This is a genomic window from Aliiglaciecola sp. M165 (genome assembly GCF_007197995.1).
Taxonomy (GTDB): domain Bacteria; phylum Pseudomonadota; class Gammaproteobacteria; order Enterobacterales; family Alteromonadaceae; genus Aliiglaciecola.
Map to the genome: position 1 here is coordinate 34762 of NZ_VKKH01000006.1, position 16875 is coordinate 51636.

16 protein-coding genes are annotated in these 16875 nt (G+C 45.0%); 7 read left to right on the plus strand and 9 right to left on the minus strand.

All coding sequences use genetic code 11. The features are described from left to right. Nucleotides 1-150: 150 nt before the first annotated feature. The 6 genes from coaE to FM019_RS12010 all read right to left on the minus strand — a co-directional run bounded on the left by coaE (nucleotide 151) and on the right by FM019_RS12010 (nucleotide 5088). Nucleotides 151-756, minus strand: coding sequence for a dephospho-CoA kinase (gene coaE / locus FM019_RS11985; RefSeq protein WP_143836184.1), 606 nt, complete (start codon nucleotides 754-756; stop codon nucleotides 151-153). Further along, the gene (locus FM019_RS11990) at nucleotides 753-1631 is read right to left on the minus strand and encodes a prepilin peptidase (protein WP_143836185.1); all 879 of its coding nucleotides are present in this window, start codon (nucleotides 1629-1631) and stop codon (nucleotides 753-755) included. Before FM019_RS11990 ends, coaE begins: the two co-directional genes overlap by 4 nt. A gap of 130 nt (nucleotides 1632-1761) precedes the next feature. Then, a complete protein-coding gene (locus FM019_RS11995) occupies nucleotides 1762-2970 on the minus strand; it encodes a type II secretion system F family protein (RefSeq protein ID WP_143836186.1) in 1209 nt (402 codons plus the stop codon). Between the two features lie 82 nt (nucleotides 2971-3052). Then, a complete protein-coding gene (locus FM019_RS12000) occupies nucleotides 3053-3475 on the minus strand; it encodes a prepilin-type N-terminal cleavage/methylation domain-containing protein (RefSeq protein WP_143836187.1) in 423 nt (140 codons plus the stop codon). A gap of 203 nt (nucleotides 3476-3678) precedes the next feature. Continuing rightward, nucleotides 3679-4518: a carboxylating nicotinate-nucleotide diphosphorylase gene (gene nadC / locus FM019_RS12005; RefSeq protein WP_143836188.1), complete on the minus strand. Its 840-nt coding sequence runs from the start codon at nucleotides 4516-4518 to the stop codon at nucleotides 3679-3681. A 42-nt stretch (nucleotides 4519-4560) separates the two neighbouring features. After that, on the minus strand, nucleotides 4561-5088 hold the full coding sequence (locus FM019_RS12010) for a TIGR02281 family clan AA aspartic protease (protein WP_143836189.1): 528 nt from the start codon (nucleotides 5086-5088) through the stop codon (nucleotides 4561-4563). A 69-nt stretch (nucleotides 5089-5157) separates the two neighbouring features. On the opposite strand from FM019_RS12010, the gene ampD reads away from it, so the two are divergent. The 6 genes from ampD (at nucleotide 5158) to lpdA (ending at nucleotide 13930) form a co-directional block, all read left to right on the plus strand. Beyond that, nucleotides 5158-5709, plus strand: coding sequence for a 1,6-anhydro-N-acetylmuramyl-L-alanine amidase AmpD (gene ampD / locus FM019_RS12015; RefSeq protein ID WP_143836190.1), 552 nt, complete (start codon nucleotides 5158-5160; stop codon nucleotides 5707-5709). A 15-nt stretch (nucleotides 5710-5724) separates the two neighbouring features. Next, nucleotides 5725-6549 (plus strand): beta-lactamase regulator AmpE, encoded by an 825-nt coding sequence (gene ampE / locus FM019_RS12020; RefSeq protein WP_143836191.1) that lies wholly within the window; start codon nucleotides 5725-5727, stop codon nucleotides 6547-6549. A 258-nt stretch (nucleotides 6550-6807) separates the two neighbouring features. Further along, nucleotides 6808-7563, plus strand: a complete 756-nt coding sequence (pdhR, locus tag FM019_RS12025; protein WP_143836192.1) for a pyruvate dehydrogenase complex transcriptional repressor PdhR — start codon at nucleotides 6808-6810, stop codon at nucleotides 7561-7563. Between the two features lie 127 nt (nucleotides 7564-7690). Continuing rightward, on the plus strand, nucleotides 7691-10363 hold the full coding sequence (gene aceE / locus FM019_RS12030) for a pyruvate dehydrogenase (acetyl-transferring), homodimeric type (protein WP_143836193.1): 2673 nt from the start codon (nucleotides 7691-7693) through the stop codon (nucleotides 10361-10363). 18 nt (nucleotides 10364-10381) lie between these two features. After that, nucleotides 10382-12358: a dihydrolipoyllysine-residue acetyltransferase gene (aceF, locus tag FM019_RS12035; protein ID WP_143836194.1), complete on the plus strand. Its 1977-nt coding sequence runs from the start codon at nucleotides 10382-10384 to the stop codon at nucleotides 12356-12358. A gap of 150 nt (nucleotides 12359-12508) precedes the next feature. Next, nucleotides 12509-13930, plus strand: a complete 1422-nt coding sequence (lpdA, locus tag FM019_RS12040; protein WP_143836195.1) for a dihydrolipoyl dehydrogenase — start codon at nucleotides 12509-12511, stop codon at nucleotides 13928-13930. A gap of 102 nt (nucleotides 13931-14032) precedes the next feature. Here lpdA and FM019_RS12045 read toward each other — a convergent pair whose 3' ends face one another. Further along, entirely contained in the window at nucleotides 14033-14740 is a 708-nt protein-coding gene (locus tag FM019_RS12045) for a 2OG-Fe(II) oxygenase family protein (RefSeq protein WP_143836196.1), read from the minus strand. 155 nt (nucleotides 14741-14895) lie between these two features. On the opposite strand from FM019_RS12045, the gene FM019_RS12050 reads away from it, so the two are divergent. Further along, entirely contained in the window at nucleotides 14896-15150 is a 255-nt protein-coding gene (locus FM019_RS12050; protein WP_143836197.1) for a DUF1289 domain-containing protein, read from the plus strand. A gap of 15 nt (nucleotides 15151-15165) precedes the next feature. Here the strand turns inward: FM019_RS12050 and FM019_RS12055 are convergent, their stop codons facing one another. Both FM019_RS12055 and FM019_RS12060 read right to left on the minus strand, forming a co-directional pair. Beyond that, nucleotides 15166-16044, minus strand: coding sequence for an alpha/beta fold hydrolase (locus tag FM019_RS12055; RefSeq protein ID WP_143836198.1), 879 nt, complete (start codon nucleotides 16042-16044; stop codon nucleotides 15166-15168). A gap of 25 nt (nucleotides 16045-16069) precedes the next feature. Beyond that, entirely contained in the window at nucleotides 16070-16870 is an 801-nt protein-coding gene (locus FM019_RS12060; protein ID WP_143836199.1) for a hypothetical protein, read from the minus strand. Nucleotides 16871-16875: the final 5 nt, after the last annotated feature.

Genomic DNA, 16875 nt, shown 5'->3' on the forward strand with positions numbered 1-16875 from the left:
TGCAATTCAATAGGCACTCCAAGAATAACAATAAATCAGACAGTCAGCTTGCCTGCGAGTTCAGGTTATCTGGAAATGCGCACTACAACGCAAATCGAAAGAGATTTCAAGTCCTGTTGCAAGCAATTTTCGCTACAGCGAACTAGGAAGTTAATTATTGCTCGCAAGCATCCGATATTTCTTATCGAGCTGTAAAACTTGTTTTTTTAAGGCGTCTAAATTTTTGTTGTTGTCGATCACATCATTCGCAACGGCTAGCCGCTGTTGACGTGTCGCTTGATGAGACATGATTTGTTGGATTTTTTCTATAGACTGTTGGTCGCGCCCCGCTGCTCGAGTTAATTGGTGCTGTTCATCAACATCAACAACTAAAACACGGTCCACCATTCCCATCATATTGTTCTCGACGAGTAGCGGTACTGCCAGTATACAGTACGCAGAGTTGGCAGCCTTAACATCGGCAACCATTTGCTGGCGAATCAAAGGGTGTAATAAATCATCCAGCCAACGCTTTTCACTGGGTTTTGCGAATACTCGCTCACGCAAATATTGTCGATCTAGTTCGCCTGAATTTGTAATCGCCTGTTTGCCAAAATGTGCTTCGATGGCGTCTAAGGCAGTTGAACCTTTTGCGACGACTTGTCTGGCGACGATATCCGCGTCTACAACATCGATTCCTAAAGTCTCAAACATATCAGACACAGCAGTTTTACCACTGCCAATACCACCGGTTAACCCTATTACGATGTGACTCATGCCAGAGCCCACTGCCAATAAAGATCTGCGATTTGTCCACCAAACATTAACGTTAACCATCCAGCTATTGCCAGGTAGGGGCCAAAAGGTATATGACTACCTTTTTCTTTTCCTTTTATGATCAAATAAGAAATACCAATCACAGCACCAACAAAAGAAGACAACAAAATGATAATTGCCAAATGCTGCCAACCCATCCACGCACCCAGGGCTGCGAGTAATTTGAAGTCGCCGTAACCCATGCCCTCTTTTCCGGTTAACAGTTTAAATAACCAGTAAACACTCCATAAACTCAAATAGCCTGCCGCTGCGCCAATAATGGCATCAGTTGCATCGACGAATACTCCTGCAGTACTTAACAACAACCCCAGCCACAAAAGCGGCAGGGTAATTTGATCAGGCAGCAACATCTTGTCGATATCAATGAAAATTAGGGCCATCAAGCACCAGGTCAGAAAGACCGCAGCAGCAGCTTGCCAGCCAAATCCAAAATGCCAAGCAATTGACACGCTCGCCAAAGCGGTGAGTAGTTCAACGGCAGGGTAGCGTGCTGAGATAGGGTTTTGGCATTGGCTACACTTGCCGCGCAGCAAAAGCCAGCTAACTACCGGGATATTTTCCCAAGCGCGGATTTTGTGCTGACATTTAGGGCAGGTCGAATCTGGCTTGACGAGATTGAAGGTGTCCTGCTGTTCATCTTCAACCTGCTCAGGGTGAAAGTAGGCGTGAAATTCTTGTTTCCACCCCTTTTCCATCATAACGGGTAGCCGGTATATCACTACATTTAGGAAACTGCCAACTAGTAAACTCAATATAAAAACAAAACTTAAAAAGTACGCGGGGGATTGTGCGAGAAGCTCAAACATTGCTGGCATAAATTGTATTCTTTTGATTTGGCGAACGGATACTCATATTAGAATGCCAGAAAATCCCCGTTGGCGGAAATGTTCTGGCATAAATATTACAACCCGATCTTGTGATGGCGATTCATCACCGATGATTGACTTAAACCACGTTACCCATTTGAAAGATAGGCAAGTACATGGCAACAATTAATCCGCCAATGACCACACCCAGTACGGCCATAATCATGGGTTCCAAAAGACTCGTCAGGCCATCAACCATATCATCTACTTCGGCTTCGTAGATAGTTGCTATTTTGCTTAGCATATCGTCAACAGCACCGGATTCTTCACCAATAGCGATCATTTGCGTAACCATGTCAGGAAATACCCCTGTAGCGCGCATTGCCGTGTTCATTTGCATACCGCCGGCGACTTCTTTTTTGATAAATAGAATAGCGTCTCGAAACACTGCGTTGCCTGACGCGCCAGCAGCTGAATCAAGGGCGCCGATAAGCGGAACACCCGCGGCAAAAGTAGTGGATAATGTGCGAGTAAATCGAGCGATTGAGGCCTTTTTCAAAATTTCGCCAATAACCGGAATTTTTAAAATCTTAACATCTACCGCATCTCTGAGTTTTTTCGACTTTTTATGTGCCCTGATAAACAATACACCCGCAGTGGCCATTCCAGCCGCAATAAATATTCCGTAGTCTTGTACAAATTGTGATATTGCCAATACAAATTGAGTAAATGCAGGCAATTCAGCGCCAAAGCTGCTAAATATTTCCTGGAATTGCGGCACAACAAAAATTAGCAGGATGGTGGTTACAATAAATGCAACGACGATGACTGCAACAGGATAAAACATCGCTTTTTTGATTTTCGACTTGAGGGCTTCGGCTTTTTCTTTGTAGGTTGCGATTCTATCGTAAATGGTTTCTAACGCGCCGGATTGCTCACCGGTATCGACCAGATCACAATATAAATCTTCAAATTGTTCAGGGTGTTTTCTAAGTGCACTAGATAGCTGATTACCCGCTTTCACATCATCCGCAATGGCGGTGAGCATTTTGCGCATACTCGCTTTTGAATGTCCCTGCGCAATCATATCGATGGACTGAATAAGGGTTACACCGGCGCCTAGCATGGTTGCAATCTGTCGAGATAATATCGAGATATCTGTTGCTTTTATTTTGTCTTTCTTGCCAAATAAAGGCGTGGCCATTTTTTTCACTTTGGTCGCAGAAATACCTTTGCGACGCAACAGGTTTTTGGCTTCATTTAGTGTGGTTGCACTGATTTCACCTTTTTGCGATTGACCGGAACGGTCTGTTCCGCTCCAAACATAAATATCCGCTGTTTTTGCCATAGTTAGGTTGCCTAAAGAAAGAATAAAAAAGCCCAGGCTAAGCTGGGCTCGAACAATTATCTTTTAATGAACAAAGCGTTGCTTAGCAAAGAGTTGGGTCACTACAAACTACAGTCCATTCTACGCGGCCGTTGGCGAATGCTGGTGTCATCGTGATAGTTTCGCCATCCAATGAAGAAAGATCACTCTTGTATGTGCCAACGATTACGCCAGCTGCAGAAGTAGTCAATCCATGAGTGGTTGCACTAAGAACTACGTCAGCTGGAACGCCGTTTTGCGTTTGGCCACACGAGGTGATTGGGTCGTTACCTTCGATGTTTGCACAAACCTCAACCGCAGATTTTGCCCCTGCAGTAGCATTAACTACTTCAGAGAATTTCGCTTTGTCAGTGAAGCCTTGATATGCAGGTAACGCGATAGCTGCTAGAATACCGATAATCGCTACCACGATCATCAATTCGATTAATGTAAAGCCTTTGTTGTTTGTCATTTGAGTCATTTTCATGGTGTCGATCTCCTGCACGGCGAAGTGCGATTAAGTTACTGTAAAGTATAAATTTAAATAGTTACTGCCAAATTCCTGTGTGTGTAAACTGGCGTCCTCGTTGAATTCATAATCAGTATAGAACGAGTTTGCTTACTGACAAGTATGTAGAAACATACTCAAGTGTACGAAGTGAAACATTTTTCCCCGCTAAAGCATCTTAACTATTTGATTCTTAGAGATAAGTCTATAGCCTGAATGTGCTTGGTCAATGCACCAGATGAGACGAAATCTATACCTGTATCGTACAATTTCGCCAATTGTTTATCATTAATGTTGCCCGATACTTCCAATTTCACTTGTTTTTTGTTGATTGCAACCGCTTGACAAAGCATGTCATGGTTGAAATTGTCTAACATAACGATGTCTGCGCCGGCATCTATGGCTTGTTCCAGCTCTTTTATACTTTCAACTTCGACTTCAACTTTAACATCAGGGTGGTTTGTTCGAGCTTGTGAAACGGCATTGGCAATGCTACCGCAGGCGATTATGTGATTTTCTTTGATCAAGAAAGCATCAAACAATCCTATACGATGGTTTTTGCCACCACCGCAGGTCACCGCATATTTTTGTGCCATTCTTAATCCAGGTATTGTTTTTCGCGTATCTAACAGTGTGATCCCTGAGCCTTCCAACTGTTTTACATAGTGCCGAGTTGTGGTGGCCGTGGCGGATAGCGTTTGCAAAAAGTTCAAAGCAGTTCTCTCAGCCGTCAATATCCCTTTGGCAGGGCCAGTCAGCTCGCACAGCAAGGTATTGGCTTGGCAAAAATCTCCATCGAGTTTGAGCCAGTTGACGGATATCCGTCTATCTACCTGATGAAAGGCTTCTTCGGCCCATTTTGTACCACATAAAACGCAATCTTCGCGGGTGATAATCGAAGCGGTGACTTCTCTATTGTCTGTGATCAGTGCAGCAGTGATATCGCCTTGTTCGGCAGATACATTATTGAGATCTTCTTGTAACGCGCGCAAAACGTCTTGTTCAATGGTTAGTTGAGTCATAGTTAATTCTTATTGAAATCTGTAATTAGGATATATGGAGGATTATAAATAACGCAGAATCAACCAATCGCCTCGTTGGGTGAATTCTAAGTGCTTTAGTACACTCATGCCAAGCAACACTTCGTCTTCTCTCATACCTGGGTTGATACTGGCTCTTACATCGTTGAGCTGAATACCACCCAAATCAAGTTGATCAATAGTGGTCTGCGCTACCGTTACATTGCCGTTAGCCGTTGATGCGGTGTAGCGCTGGCCGGCTACCAATCCCAATTCGCCCGCAAGATGGGCGGGAACAGAAACGTTAGTCGCCCCAGTGTCTAGTAAAAAGGTAACAGGTTGGTTGTTGATAAACCCTGTAGCAACATAGTGACCCATGCGATTGCGTTTCAGTTTTACCTCTATTGATTGGCCTTCAACCTGACTAATCGGGTTTTGATTTGGATTATGTTGACGCTCAAGCACGCCAACAAAGAAACTGGTAAGTAATACCAAGCCGACAATCCAAAAAGCCAAAAGCATCCAGCGTCCCATGGATTTTGAGCTGTCAGATTGTGGCTGATTTTGTTCCATTTAAGTACTTTACCTTGTTATGCTAGCGGTCATGAAAAATACGTTCTTATTTAATGTTGTGGAGCTTGTATGGATATTTTGCAAGGTTGGTTGACAACATCAACACGCGCGCCTTGTGAGCATTATGACGCTCGCCCTTCACCCAATGATATCAGTCTGCTGGTGATTCACAATATTTCCTTGCCGCCAAATCAATTTGGCTCGGATCATGTTGAAACTTTTTTTGCCGGAAAGCTTGACCCAACAGAGCATCCATTCTTCGAATCCATTTATCAAGTGAGAGTGTCTTCACATTTGTACATACGACGCACGGGCGAAGTTGTTCAGTTTGTCAGTTTTGAAGATCGGGCGTGGCACGCTGGGGTGTCCAGTTTTCAAGGTCGTACCAGATGTAACGATTTTTCCATTGGCATTGAGCTGGAAGGCGCAGATAATATTCACTATACAGAAGAGCAGTACATTGCGTTAAAGCAGGTCACTTGTCAGATTATGCATGCTTATCCGAATATCTCTCTGGGAAGAATCGTCGGACATGCTGATATTGCGCCGGGACGTAAGACCGATCCTGGGGTGGCATTTGACTGGACCAGATTTCGCCAACAGGTTTGCTTACAACAATAAAATAGAGAGCACTGAATGACATTAATTAGTTTGATTGTGGTTTTGCTTGCAGAACGGATCGCGATTCAATCCAAATTCTGGCAAGAAAGTTTTTACAACGGCTTGTACCAATCTCAACTGATAAAACGGAGATGGTTAGACGAGAACAGTAAAGGCAGTCATTATCTGCTGATTGTGGCGATTCCTCCCCTTGTCTTATATCTATTGCTAGGTACCGTTGACAGTGCATTGCTCAGACTGGTGTTTGATTCCGCAATTTTAATGGTATGTATTGGCTGCCCATCATTACGGGCAACTTACAAAAGTTATTTGCAAGCGGCTAACCGGGGAGATTTTCAAGCGTGCAGTATGTATGCAGACCAACTTGGACACTCTAGCAATAGCCCCAGCTCTTTCGGACAAAACCTGGTTTGGTTGAATTATCAGCATTATGCGGCAGTTATCATTTGGTTTGCGATCCTCGGCCCCGCAGGCTCTGTATTGTACGTTCTTGCTTTGAGCACTCACCATTGGTTAGAAAATGAAAAGCAGGTAGAGCTGCCTGCTGCCAAGAAGGTGATGATGGTTTTGGACTGGTTACCCGTGCGCATTACTGCGTTAGGATTGTTGCTTGTCGGGCATTTTTCCAAGGCGCTACCTATTTGGTTGTCTCATTTCGCAAGTGTCGATAAACCTGCCAAAGAGTTACTCTGTGAAGTCGCAAAAGCGGCTGAAGACGTCGAACCGGATGAACATGACTGCACAGAAGAACCTTGCACTTTGGTCAGGTTGGCGAAGCGAAACGTGATGTTTTTAGTTGTATTTATCTCTGTTTTATCTCTTTCAGGCTGGCTTCGCTAACTTTCTTCCGTCGTTGGTCATTGGTCTGACCACGCACTTAATTCTTCTCAAAGCCTCGTAATTCGGGGCTAAACGTACAATTATGTTCAGGTTTATCTTCGCAATTATAGGAAGAATGTTTACCTACGCTTTCAACTAGACTATGCTATTGGGTTAAATGGTCTTACCAATTTTGTTGGTGAGGCCAATTTGTATATAAGGTCGAAGGTGGCGGGTTGGTCAATGATTAATTGTCAGCAAAAGGTTAAGTAAGCAAATATGCAGCGAATTCAGTCTCGAAAACTGTCCGATGTGATCACCGAACAATTGGAGTCGATGATTATTGACGGACGATTGCTGGCCGGACAAAAGCTGCCGCCCGAGCGAGAGCTAGCTGAAAAGTTCGCAGTATCGCGTCCTTCGCTGCGTGAAGCCATTCAGAACTTGGAAGCGCGCGGATTATTGCTACGTAAACAAGGCGGTGGCACTTTCATTAAACGAAAATTGACTGCTTCGGTCACTGACCCGCTTTTAGAGCTTATTGCTCAGCGTCCAGAAACACAGTTTGACCTATTAGAGTTTCGTCATGCGCTAGAAGGAATGGCTGCCTATTACGCTGCACTGAGAGGGCAACCCGATGATCACGTTGCATTGAACAAAGCCTTGGCTTCAGTGAAGTTGTTGTCAGTTAATGTGGAAAAAGAAGAAGAGGCCGCTGCGTTGTCTGATTTCTATTTAGCGATGGCCCAGGCCTCTCACAATATGGTGTTGATTCATGTTATGCGAAGCTTGCAACCCATGATGAAAGACAATATTCGGGCAAACTTGGAAATGCTTGTAGACAACCAAGCTACGTCGCAAGAAATCCTAAAGCAGCGGGAAGGCATTTTGGCCGCCATACTCGCCAGGGACCCTGAATTGGCCCGTCAAGCCAGTAACGAACATTTAGCATTTATTGAAGATACACTTTTGGAAATTAATCGACAGGACACTCGAATTCAACGAGCGCTGAGAAGAATCGAAGTAAAAAAATAGAGATTGAGCAGTTATAGCTGCTTTTTCTGAATTAACGTATTGGAAAAGAAAGGAAAATTATGTGTTGTGCACTATTCTTAACTTTCTTAGCCAGTAAACTCAATTTAATTAACTAAAGGAAAGCACCATGGCTGATATGATGCATCCGGATGTGGATCCACAAGAAACCCAGGAATGGATAGAGGCCCTTGAAGCAGTATTGCAAGAAGAAGGGGTAGAGCGCGCGCATTTTCTATTGGAAAGCCTAATAGAAAAAGGTAGAAGAAGCGGAGCACATTTGCCTTACACTGCTACCACCGCTTACATCAATACGATTCCTGCTGGGCAAGAACCCACAATGCCGGGCGATCAGACAGTTGAAGCAAAAATCCGCAATGCGATCCGCTGGAATGCAATGATGATGGTGCTTCGAGGTTCCAAAAAAGACCTAGAACTTGGCGGACACATATCGAGTTTTGCCTCGTCAGCCATGCTTTATGATGTTGGGTTTAACCATTTTTTCCGCGCCCCAAATGAAAAAGACGGTGGTGACTTCCTTTTTGTTCAGGGACATTCTGCACCAGGTATCTATTCCAGAGCTTATATCGAAGGGCGTTTATCTGAACAACAATTAGATGGCTTCCGTCAGGAAGCTGATGGCAACGGCTTGTCCTCTTACCCTCATCCTAAGTTGATGCCTGACTTCTGGCAGTTCCCAACAGTGTCAATGGGCTTAGGGCCAATGCAAGCCATTTATCTTGCACGTTTCCTTAAATACCTGACTAATAGAGGATTAAAAGATTGCTCTGAACAACGCGTTTGGTGTTTTATGGGTGACGGTGAGGTGGATGAGCCAGAAAGTTTAGGCGCGATTGGTCTGGCTTCACGAGAAGGCCTCGATAACCTTACATTTGTCATCAACTGTAATTTACAACGTTTGGATGGCCCTGTTCGTGGAAACGGCAAAATTATCCAGGAATTGGAAGGGACATTCCGAGGTGCCGGCTGGGAAGTATTTAAGGTCATTTGGGGACGTTACTGGGATCCTCTTTTAGCCAGAGACACGTCAGGTAAATTACTTGATGTCATGAATGAAACCGTTGATGGTGAGTATCAGAACTACAAAGCCAAAGGTGGTGCATACACCCGTGAGAACTTTTTCGGTAAATATCCTGAATTAAAAGAAATGGTTGCCAACATGTCTGATGACGACATTTGGAGATTAAATCGTGGTGGTCATGATCCGGTGAAGGTTTACGCTGCATACAAGCGCGCAACCGATACCAAAGGCCGCCCTCAGGTTATCCTGGCTAAAACAGTAAAAGGTTATGGGTTAGGTACCGCAGGCGAAGGAAAAAATATCGCCCACAACGTGAAAAAGATGGATATCGAAGCGGTACGTCAATACCGTGACCGATTTAACATTCCAGTATCCGATCAAGATCTAGAGAATTTGCCCTACTACAAATTTGCAGAGGATAGCCCCGAGCTGCAATATTTAAAGCAGCGTCGCGATAGCTTGCACGGTTTCATGCCTGTGCGTCTGAAAGACACCACAGAAGATCTGCCTGCAATCCCGCTGAAGTCCTTTGAAGCGGTAACCAAAGGCTCCGGTGAGCGTGAAATCTCCACCACTATGGCATTTGTTCGTGTCTTAACCGTGATGCTCAAAGACAAACAAGTGGGTGGCCGTATAGTACCTATCATCCCAGATGAAGCGCGCACCTTCGGCATGGAAGGCTTGTTCCGTCAAGTTGGTATTTATTCTAGTCAAGGTCAAAAATACGTGCCGCAAGACGCTGACCAGGTGGCTTATTATCGTGAAGATAAAAAAGGACAGGTGTTACAAGAAGGGATTAACGAGCTAGGAGCCATGGCGTCATGGTTGGCAGCAGGGACGTCTTACAGCACTAACAATCTGCCAATGATCCCTGTTTATATTTATTACTCGATGTTTGGTTTCCAGCGTGTCGGTGACATGGCTTGGGCAGCAGGGGATAGCCAAGCCAGAGGCTTCTTGGTGGGTGGAACTGCCGGTCGCACAACACTAAATGGTGAAGGCCTGCAGCATCAGGATGGTCACAGTCATGTTCAGGCTGCACTGATCCCCAACTGTATTACTTACGACCCAACATACGGCTACGAAGTGGCAGTCATTGTTCAAGACGGCTTAAGACGTATGGGTGAAAACCGTGAAAACGTTTTTTACTACTTAACCGTTATGAACGAAAACTACGTTCAACCAGAAATGCCAAAAGGTGCCGAAGAAGGGATCATCAAGGGAATCTACTCGCTGGAGAAAGTGGGGACTGCCAAAACTAAGAAGAAAGTAAAACTTCTGGGTTGTGGCACGATATTGCTGCAAGTCAGAGAAGCTGCCAAATTACTTAAAGACAAATTTGGCGTGGCATCAGAAGTGTTCAGTGTGCCTTCGTTCAATGAGTTGGCGCGAGAAGGTTTAGTCTGTGAACGTTTCAACATGCTTAACCCGAGCAAAAAAGAAAAAGTGCCTTACATCACTACCGCATTACAAGAAGGTTTTGATGGCCCAACCATAGCCGCAACTGACTATGTTAAAAACTATGCTGATCAAGTCAGAGCATTTGTGCCTGGCCAATATAAAGTGTTAGGAACCGATGGTTTTGGCCGCTCAGATAGTCGTGCAAACTTGCGTCATCACTTTGAAGTGGACGCAAAATTTATTGCTGTCGCTGCACTACACGAGCTAGTTAAGTCTGGCGATGTGGAGAAAAAAGTGCTCTCAGCTGCAATTAAAGAGTTTGGCATTGACGGCGACAAACTTAACCCGCTGTACGCGTAAAATAGGGAGAAAATCAAAATGTCAGAATTGAAAGATGTATTGGTCCCCGACGTCGGCGGTGAAGAGGTTGAAGTCATTGAAATATGTGTCTCTGTCGGTGAAGATGTTGAATCGGAGACCGCACTGATTACCGTAGAAAGCGATAAGGCTAGCATGGATATTCCAGCGCCTTTTGCCGGCAACGTCAGTGAAATTTTAGTCAAGGTTGGCGACAAAGTTAGTCAAGACACCCTTATTGCCAAACTTGCGACCAGCAATGGAGCGGCAACAGAAGCGCCAGCAGAGGAATCTACTGACTCACCTACAGCCGCTGAGCCTGCTTCAGCACCTGCCACTAGCTCCGCTAGCGAAGTTATTGAAGTTACTGTGCCAGATATTGGTGATGATACGGATGTGGATGTCATCGAGGTATTGGTTGCCGAGGGGGACAAAATCGAAGCTGAGACGGGTTTGATCACCCTTGAAACAGACAAAGCAACGATGGATGTACCGTCACCTGTTGCCGGTACAGTTAAGTCTTTGAAAATTAAAACGGGTGATAAAGTGTCGGAAGGCACCCTTGTATTGTTGCTTGAAACCAGTGGTGCTGCACCAACAGCAGCTAGCGAAGCGCCCGACTCTGAAGAGGCACCTTCACCAGCACCTGCAGAATCGGCATCACCCGCTGCAGCAACGTCCACCACTAGTGTTATTGACGTAAAAGTGCCAGATATTGGTGGTGACACCGATGTTGACGTCATTGACGTGCTCGTAGCGCCTGGTGAAAAGATTGAAGCTGAGGCGGGGCTGATCACTCTGGAAACCGATAAAGCAACAATGGACGTGCCTTCGCCTAAAGCTGGTACGGTCAAAAGTGTTGCAGTTAAAACCGGTGACAAAGTCTCAGAAGGATCTTTGGTTATTACCTTAGAAGTAACTGAGCAAGGTGTTGCACCAGCTGCCGAATCTGCACCTGAACCTGCTCCGGCGCAGCAAGCTGCATCGTCTAGCGCTGCTAAGCCGGCCGATGGGCCTAAACCTCCTCCAGTGCCGCACCATCCATCAGCAGGAGATAAAAAGCCAGGTGGCATTATCCATGCCTCACCTTCGGTAAGACGTTTGGCAAGAGAGTTTGGTGTTGATCTTTCTCAGGTTTCTGGAAGTGGTCCGAAAAAACGAATTCTTAAAGAAGACGTGCAATCTTATGTGAAATACGAATTGTCTCGTCCTAAAATGACGCCAGGCTCGTCGGTCGGGTCAGGCTCTGGTGGGTTGCAAGTCCTTGCGCCACCTAAAGTCGACTTTTCCAAATTTGGCGAAGTTGAAGAAGTACCACTTACCCGAATTCAGAAAATCTCCGGCCCAAATTTGCATCGCAACTGGGTAACGATTCCTCACGTTACACAATTTGAGGAAGCCGACATCACTGAATTGGAAGCGTTTCGTAAAGAGCAAAACGCGATTGCAGAAAAACGCAAGTTAGGTGTCAAGATCACGCCGTTAGTGTTTATGATGAAAGCTGTTGCCGATGCGCTAAAAGCTTATCCGGTGTTTAATACATCGTTATCTGAGTCTGGTGAGAGCCTGATCCAGAAGAAGTATTACCACATTGGTATTGCGGTAGACACACCGGGAGGCTTAGTTGTTCCTGTTGTGCGCGACGTAGACAAAAAAGGTATTTTAGACATCTCTCGTGAGTTGACGGAAATCAGTCTTAAAGCCAGAGACGGAAAACTCAAGGCGGCTGACATGCAAGGCAGCTGTTTTACCATTTCCAGTTTGGGTGGAATTGGTGGCACCGCATTTACTCCTATTGTGAATGCGCCAGATGTTGCCATATTGGGTGTTTCAAAAAGTGAAATGAAACCAAAATGGAATGGCAAAGAATTTGAGCCTAAACTCATGCTGCCATTGTCTTTGTCGTACGATCATCGAGTCATTGATGGTGCAGTGGCCGCGAGATTTGCAGTGCATTTGAGCAGTGTATTGTCTGATTTAAGACAAATTTTGTTATAGGTAAATAAATTTTTGCGCAACTGTTCACTCAGTTGCACAATTTTTTATGAGTTTTTAAGCGTTTACGAGCGCTTTTCTTTGCTAACAGACCGCTGGATAGGTAGAATTTTGCAGGTCTGACAGAATAGAACGCTAAAATTTGAGGTCATAATGAGCGAAATTAAAACACAACTGGTAGTGCTAGGCGCAGGACCCGGTGGTTACTCAGCTGCATTCAGAGCCGCTGACCTAGGTATAGAAACTGTAATTGTAGATGCCCGTGAAACCTTGGGCGGTGTGTGTCTAAATGTTGGGTGTATCCCTTCGAAGGCATTGCTTCATGTAGCAAAAGTTATCGATGATGCAAAGGACATGGCACATCACGGTGTTGTGTTTGGTGAGCCAAAAATTGATCTGGATAAAGTCCGTAGCTGGAAAGATAGTGTTGTTTCTCAGCTGACCAAAGGCTTGTCTGGCATGTCCAAAATGCGCAAAGTTAAGCATGTGCAAGGTTATGGTAAGTTTACCGGTTCCAATACGTTAGAAGTTGAAGGTAAAGACGGTAAAACGACGATATCTTTTGACAATGCGATTATAGCGGCTGGCTCTGAGCCTGTAGAGCTGCCGTTTATTCCTCATGATGATGAGCGAGTAATCGATTCAACGGGCGCCCTGGAAATGAAAGACATCCCAGGCAAAATGTTGGTCCTTGGTGGCGGTATTATCGGTTTGGAAATGGGAACCGTTTATCGTGCACTAGGCTCACAAATTGACGTGGTTGAGTTCCTTGACCAGCTCATCCCTGCTGCTGACAAAGACATCATCAAAGTTTATCAAAAGTACGTTAAAGATAAATTCAATGTCATGTTAGAAACAAAAGTGACTGCCGTAGAAGCCAAAAAAGATGGTCTATACGTTACTTTTGAAGGTAAACAAGCCCCGGCAGAGCCTGTCAAATATGACAAAGTACTTGTTGCAGTGGGTCGTCGTCCAAATGGAAGTTTGGTTGATGCTGAAAAAGCAGGTGTGGCAGTTGATGAACGCGGTTTTATCAATGTTGACAAACAAATGCGTACTAACGTCGCAAACATTTACGCTATCGGTGATTTGGTAGGCCAGCCAATGCTAGCTCACAAAGCTGTTCACGAGGGCCATGTTGCTGCGGAAGTTATCGCTGGTAAGAAACACTACTTTGATCCTAAATGTATTCCTTCTGTGGCTTATACTGATCCTGAGGTTGCTTGGGTCGGTGTCACTGAAAAAGAAGCAAAAGAGCAAGGGCTCAAGTATGAATCTGCAACCTTCCCGTGGGCGGCCTCAGGTCGAGCCATCGCATCGGGTCGAACCGAAGGCATGACAAAAATGATCTTCGAAAAAGACACCAACCGTGTCATTGGTGGTGCAATCATTGGTATCAATGCAGGTGAAATGTTGGGAGAAATTGGTTTGGCTATCGAAATGGGCGCGGACGCTGAAGACGTTGCTTTAACCATTCATGCTCACCCAACGTTAAATGAGTCTATTGGTTTAGCAGCGGAGATATTTGAAGGCAGTATTACTGACTTACCGAATCCCAAAGCGAAGAAAAAATAACGATTTAACGCTTCAAAAATATGAAAAAGGCGATGATATCTCATCGCCTTTTTTGTGTTCGTCATTTTCTAGTTTATCCGTTGCCAGATTAACAAAGCTCCGTCACAAAGGTTTTGCTCTGAACCAACCGGTAATTGAGAATCTAGGTTTTGTTGCGTAGGGCGCGACATAGGTAACGGCGTGCACATGATTGACATCAAATAATGCCAGAGAATTAAACATAGGCGCCCAAGCATCTCTGGGAGTGCCATCCGCTTGGTAAAATTGTAGCAAACCACCCCAATCAGGATGCCAGTCCGGCGTCAGATTTAAGACATAGGCAACACGGCGTTCTTCATTGGCATTAATGTCGTTATGGCGAGTCAGAAAGTTTCCTGGATGGTAACGTGTCACCTGCGCGCTAGCGGCGACAATATCGTCAAAACCTGATATTTTTTTGATCGCATCCAACGTAGCTGGTGCGTTGAGAAACTCAAACGCCTCCTGGACTTTATTGTCAGCAATTGGCTTGGGATCGACTTTATGTCTTCCATAGTAAAATCCCACACCTTTACCTGCGTCAGCGTGGATTTGTTGCATTATTCCATCAAGTTGCGCTTTAGGCATTGCACGAAGCTCGTCAAGGCCCGATGATTTGAATTCGCCATTTAATACATAGGCTGCTTCAAACGGCACATTGCCGTGGATATACATGGTGAGATCGCCAGCGGTTTCTAGATCAAGTACATTAAATATACGAGCGCGTTTGTCCACCGCATATTCAGCGGTTGCAGCGTCTATGTCGACACTGGAATTAAATTCAATTGTCATTGTGTTTTACTTCTTATTGAGACTTCAGCGGATTTTAACGTATCTTCAATGAATTTTGTCGGGTTTTAACAGTTTTTTATAGGCAAAGATTCAACTAGGTGGGAATACAGGTCATACTTGGTGTTTAGAAGTCTTTAGCAACCTTAACTTGTTTTATGGATCAGCTCGAATTTTTTGATATTCCCAGCCCTTGTATCGGCGTCTGCCAAACAGGGAAGGGCGAGTATTGTGTGGGATGTTTTCGCAGTCGCGACGAGCGACTTTATTGGAACCAAGCGACACCCTATGCAAAACGGATGATTGTGAAAGCGTGTATTCGGCGTAAAAAAGTTGCGGAAAAACAAATTCGAACTGAGCAATTCAGTGAGACGATGAATATTCAGGAGAGTTTGTTTTCTGATGATGAGTAAGCGAAGAAAACTGCTCTAGCGCAATGTTCGAATCTCGTCAATCATGCTTGGCCACAACTGTTCTGGTAACGTATGGCCCATACCTTCAAAGACTTTCAACTTAGCATCAGGAATCGCCTTTGCGGTGGCTAAACCACACTCCAGTGGTACCAAAGGATCGAGATCTCCGTGCAACACCAGACTGGGCACTCGCAAAGTGTTGAGCGATTTAGTCCGGTCAGGAGAAGCCAATATGGCACATGTTTGACGCCATACGCCAGCGGGGCAAAAACTTCTTTCTCGGGCTCTTACCATTAATTTTTCGATTCTTTCTTGGTCAAATGTGAAATGGTTGGCGTGCAATAACCTCCACAGTTTAGTGGCGTATTGTACATATTCATCTAATTCTTTTGGTGGTGGCTGCATCACTTTAAGCATGAAGGATTTTTTAGCTTTGGGTAAGGAAGTGTCGCCGGTAGTGGACATAATTGATGTCAAACTCAACACGCGGTGGGGCGCGTTAATCGCCATGCATTGCGCTATCATTCCACCCATGGATACGCCCACGACGTGGCAGCTATCGATGTTCAAATGGTCCAGTAATGCAAAGGCATCGCGGGCCATGTCATTAAGATCATATGGTGCTTTTAATTTGGCACCAAACAATTGATTGGCCAGTACATAAGGCATGCTGGGGGCTTTTAGCTGACTGAGTTTAGTGCTTTTGCCGATGTCCCGATTATCAAAACGAATCACCCAATAACCTTGAGAAGCCAATTGTTGACAAAACCTTTCATCCCAATGAATCATTTGGGTGCCAAGCCCCATGATTAGCAACAAAGGTTGATCGTTTTCATCACCAAAGGTTTCGTAACAAATAGACAGCTGGTCCAGCTCTACAAACAATTCACTCATATGACGTAAATTTTACCTCGGGCTACTAGGCTCTATTGGGATTAGGATACACGATCCGATGAAGGTTTTTGTGCAAAAAAGGTGTCCATTGACCTTCTTTTTGAGCCAATCTGTTGGCAATGATCCATAGAACTTGAGCATTATGACCCAATCCCATATGACTGCCTTTCACTTCAATGTTTTCAGACAATTCGTGTAGGTGCTCATCATGATTTTTACAGGCTTTCCAATGCGCAACGCCATCGCTTCGCGAAAATATTGCAGTGCACGGAACTTGTGGCGGAGGGATAATTTTTGCAACAGCATGGGGTTCTCGTTTGGACAGGTCGCCGTTGATCAACTCAAACATTTTTGATGCAACAGGAGCAGAGCCTTGCGGACCATTAAAAGGACTTCCAAGGGAAATAACCTGACGCACGCAATCCGGAATAGCTCTCGCTATTTCGCGGGCCAAGATGCCTCCCAAACTCCAGCCGACAATACTCACTTTTCGATCATGTTTGACGTGGGCTTTAATTACCTGGTTAATGAGTTTATCACTCACAATGTGCTTACCACCGACTATGTGGGTGCCAAGGTTGCGTCCCAAATTCCAACCAGAGGGCTGATAACCTTTGAGCTTAAGAAAACTGCGCAAAGGCTTAGTACTTATATCGCTGGCCAAAAAGCCAGGGATAACAATAACAGGATGATCATCACCACGGGGGGCTTGCAATAACAAAGGCATCAACATGCTGGTGGTGCCAAATTCGAATAAGGCGCGTCCTTCGCTCAATAGGTGTCTAATTTTGGGTCGGTTAGATTTTATGTGGGCCAATGACGTCATAACTA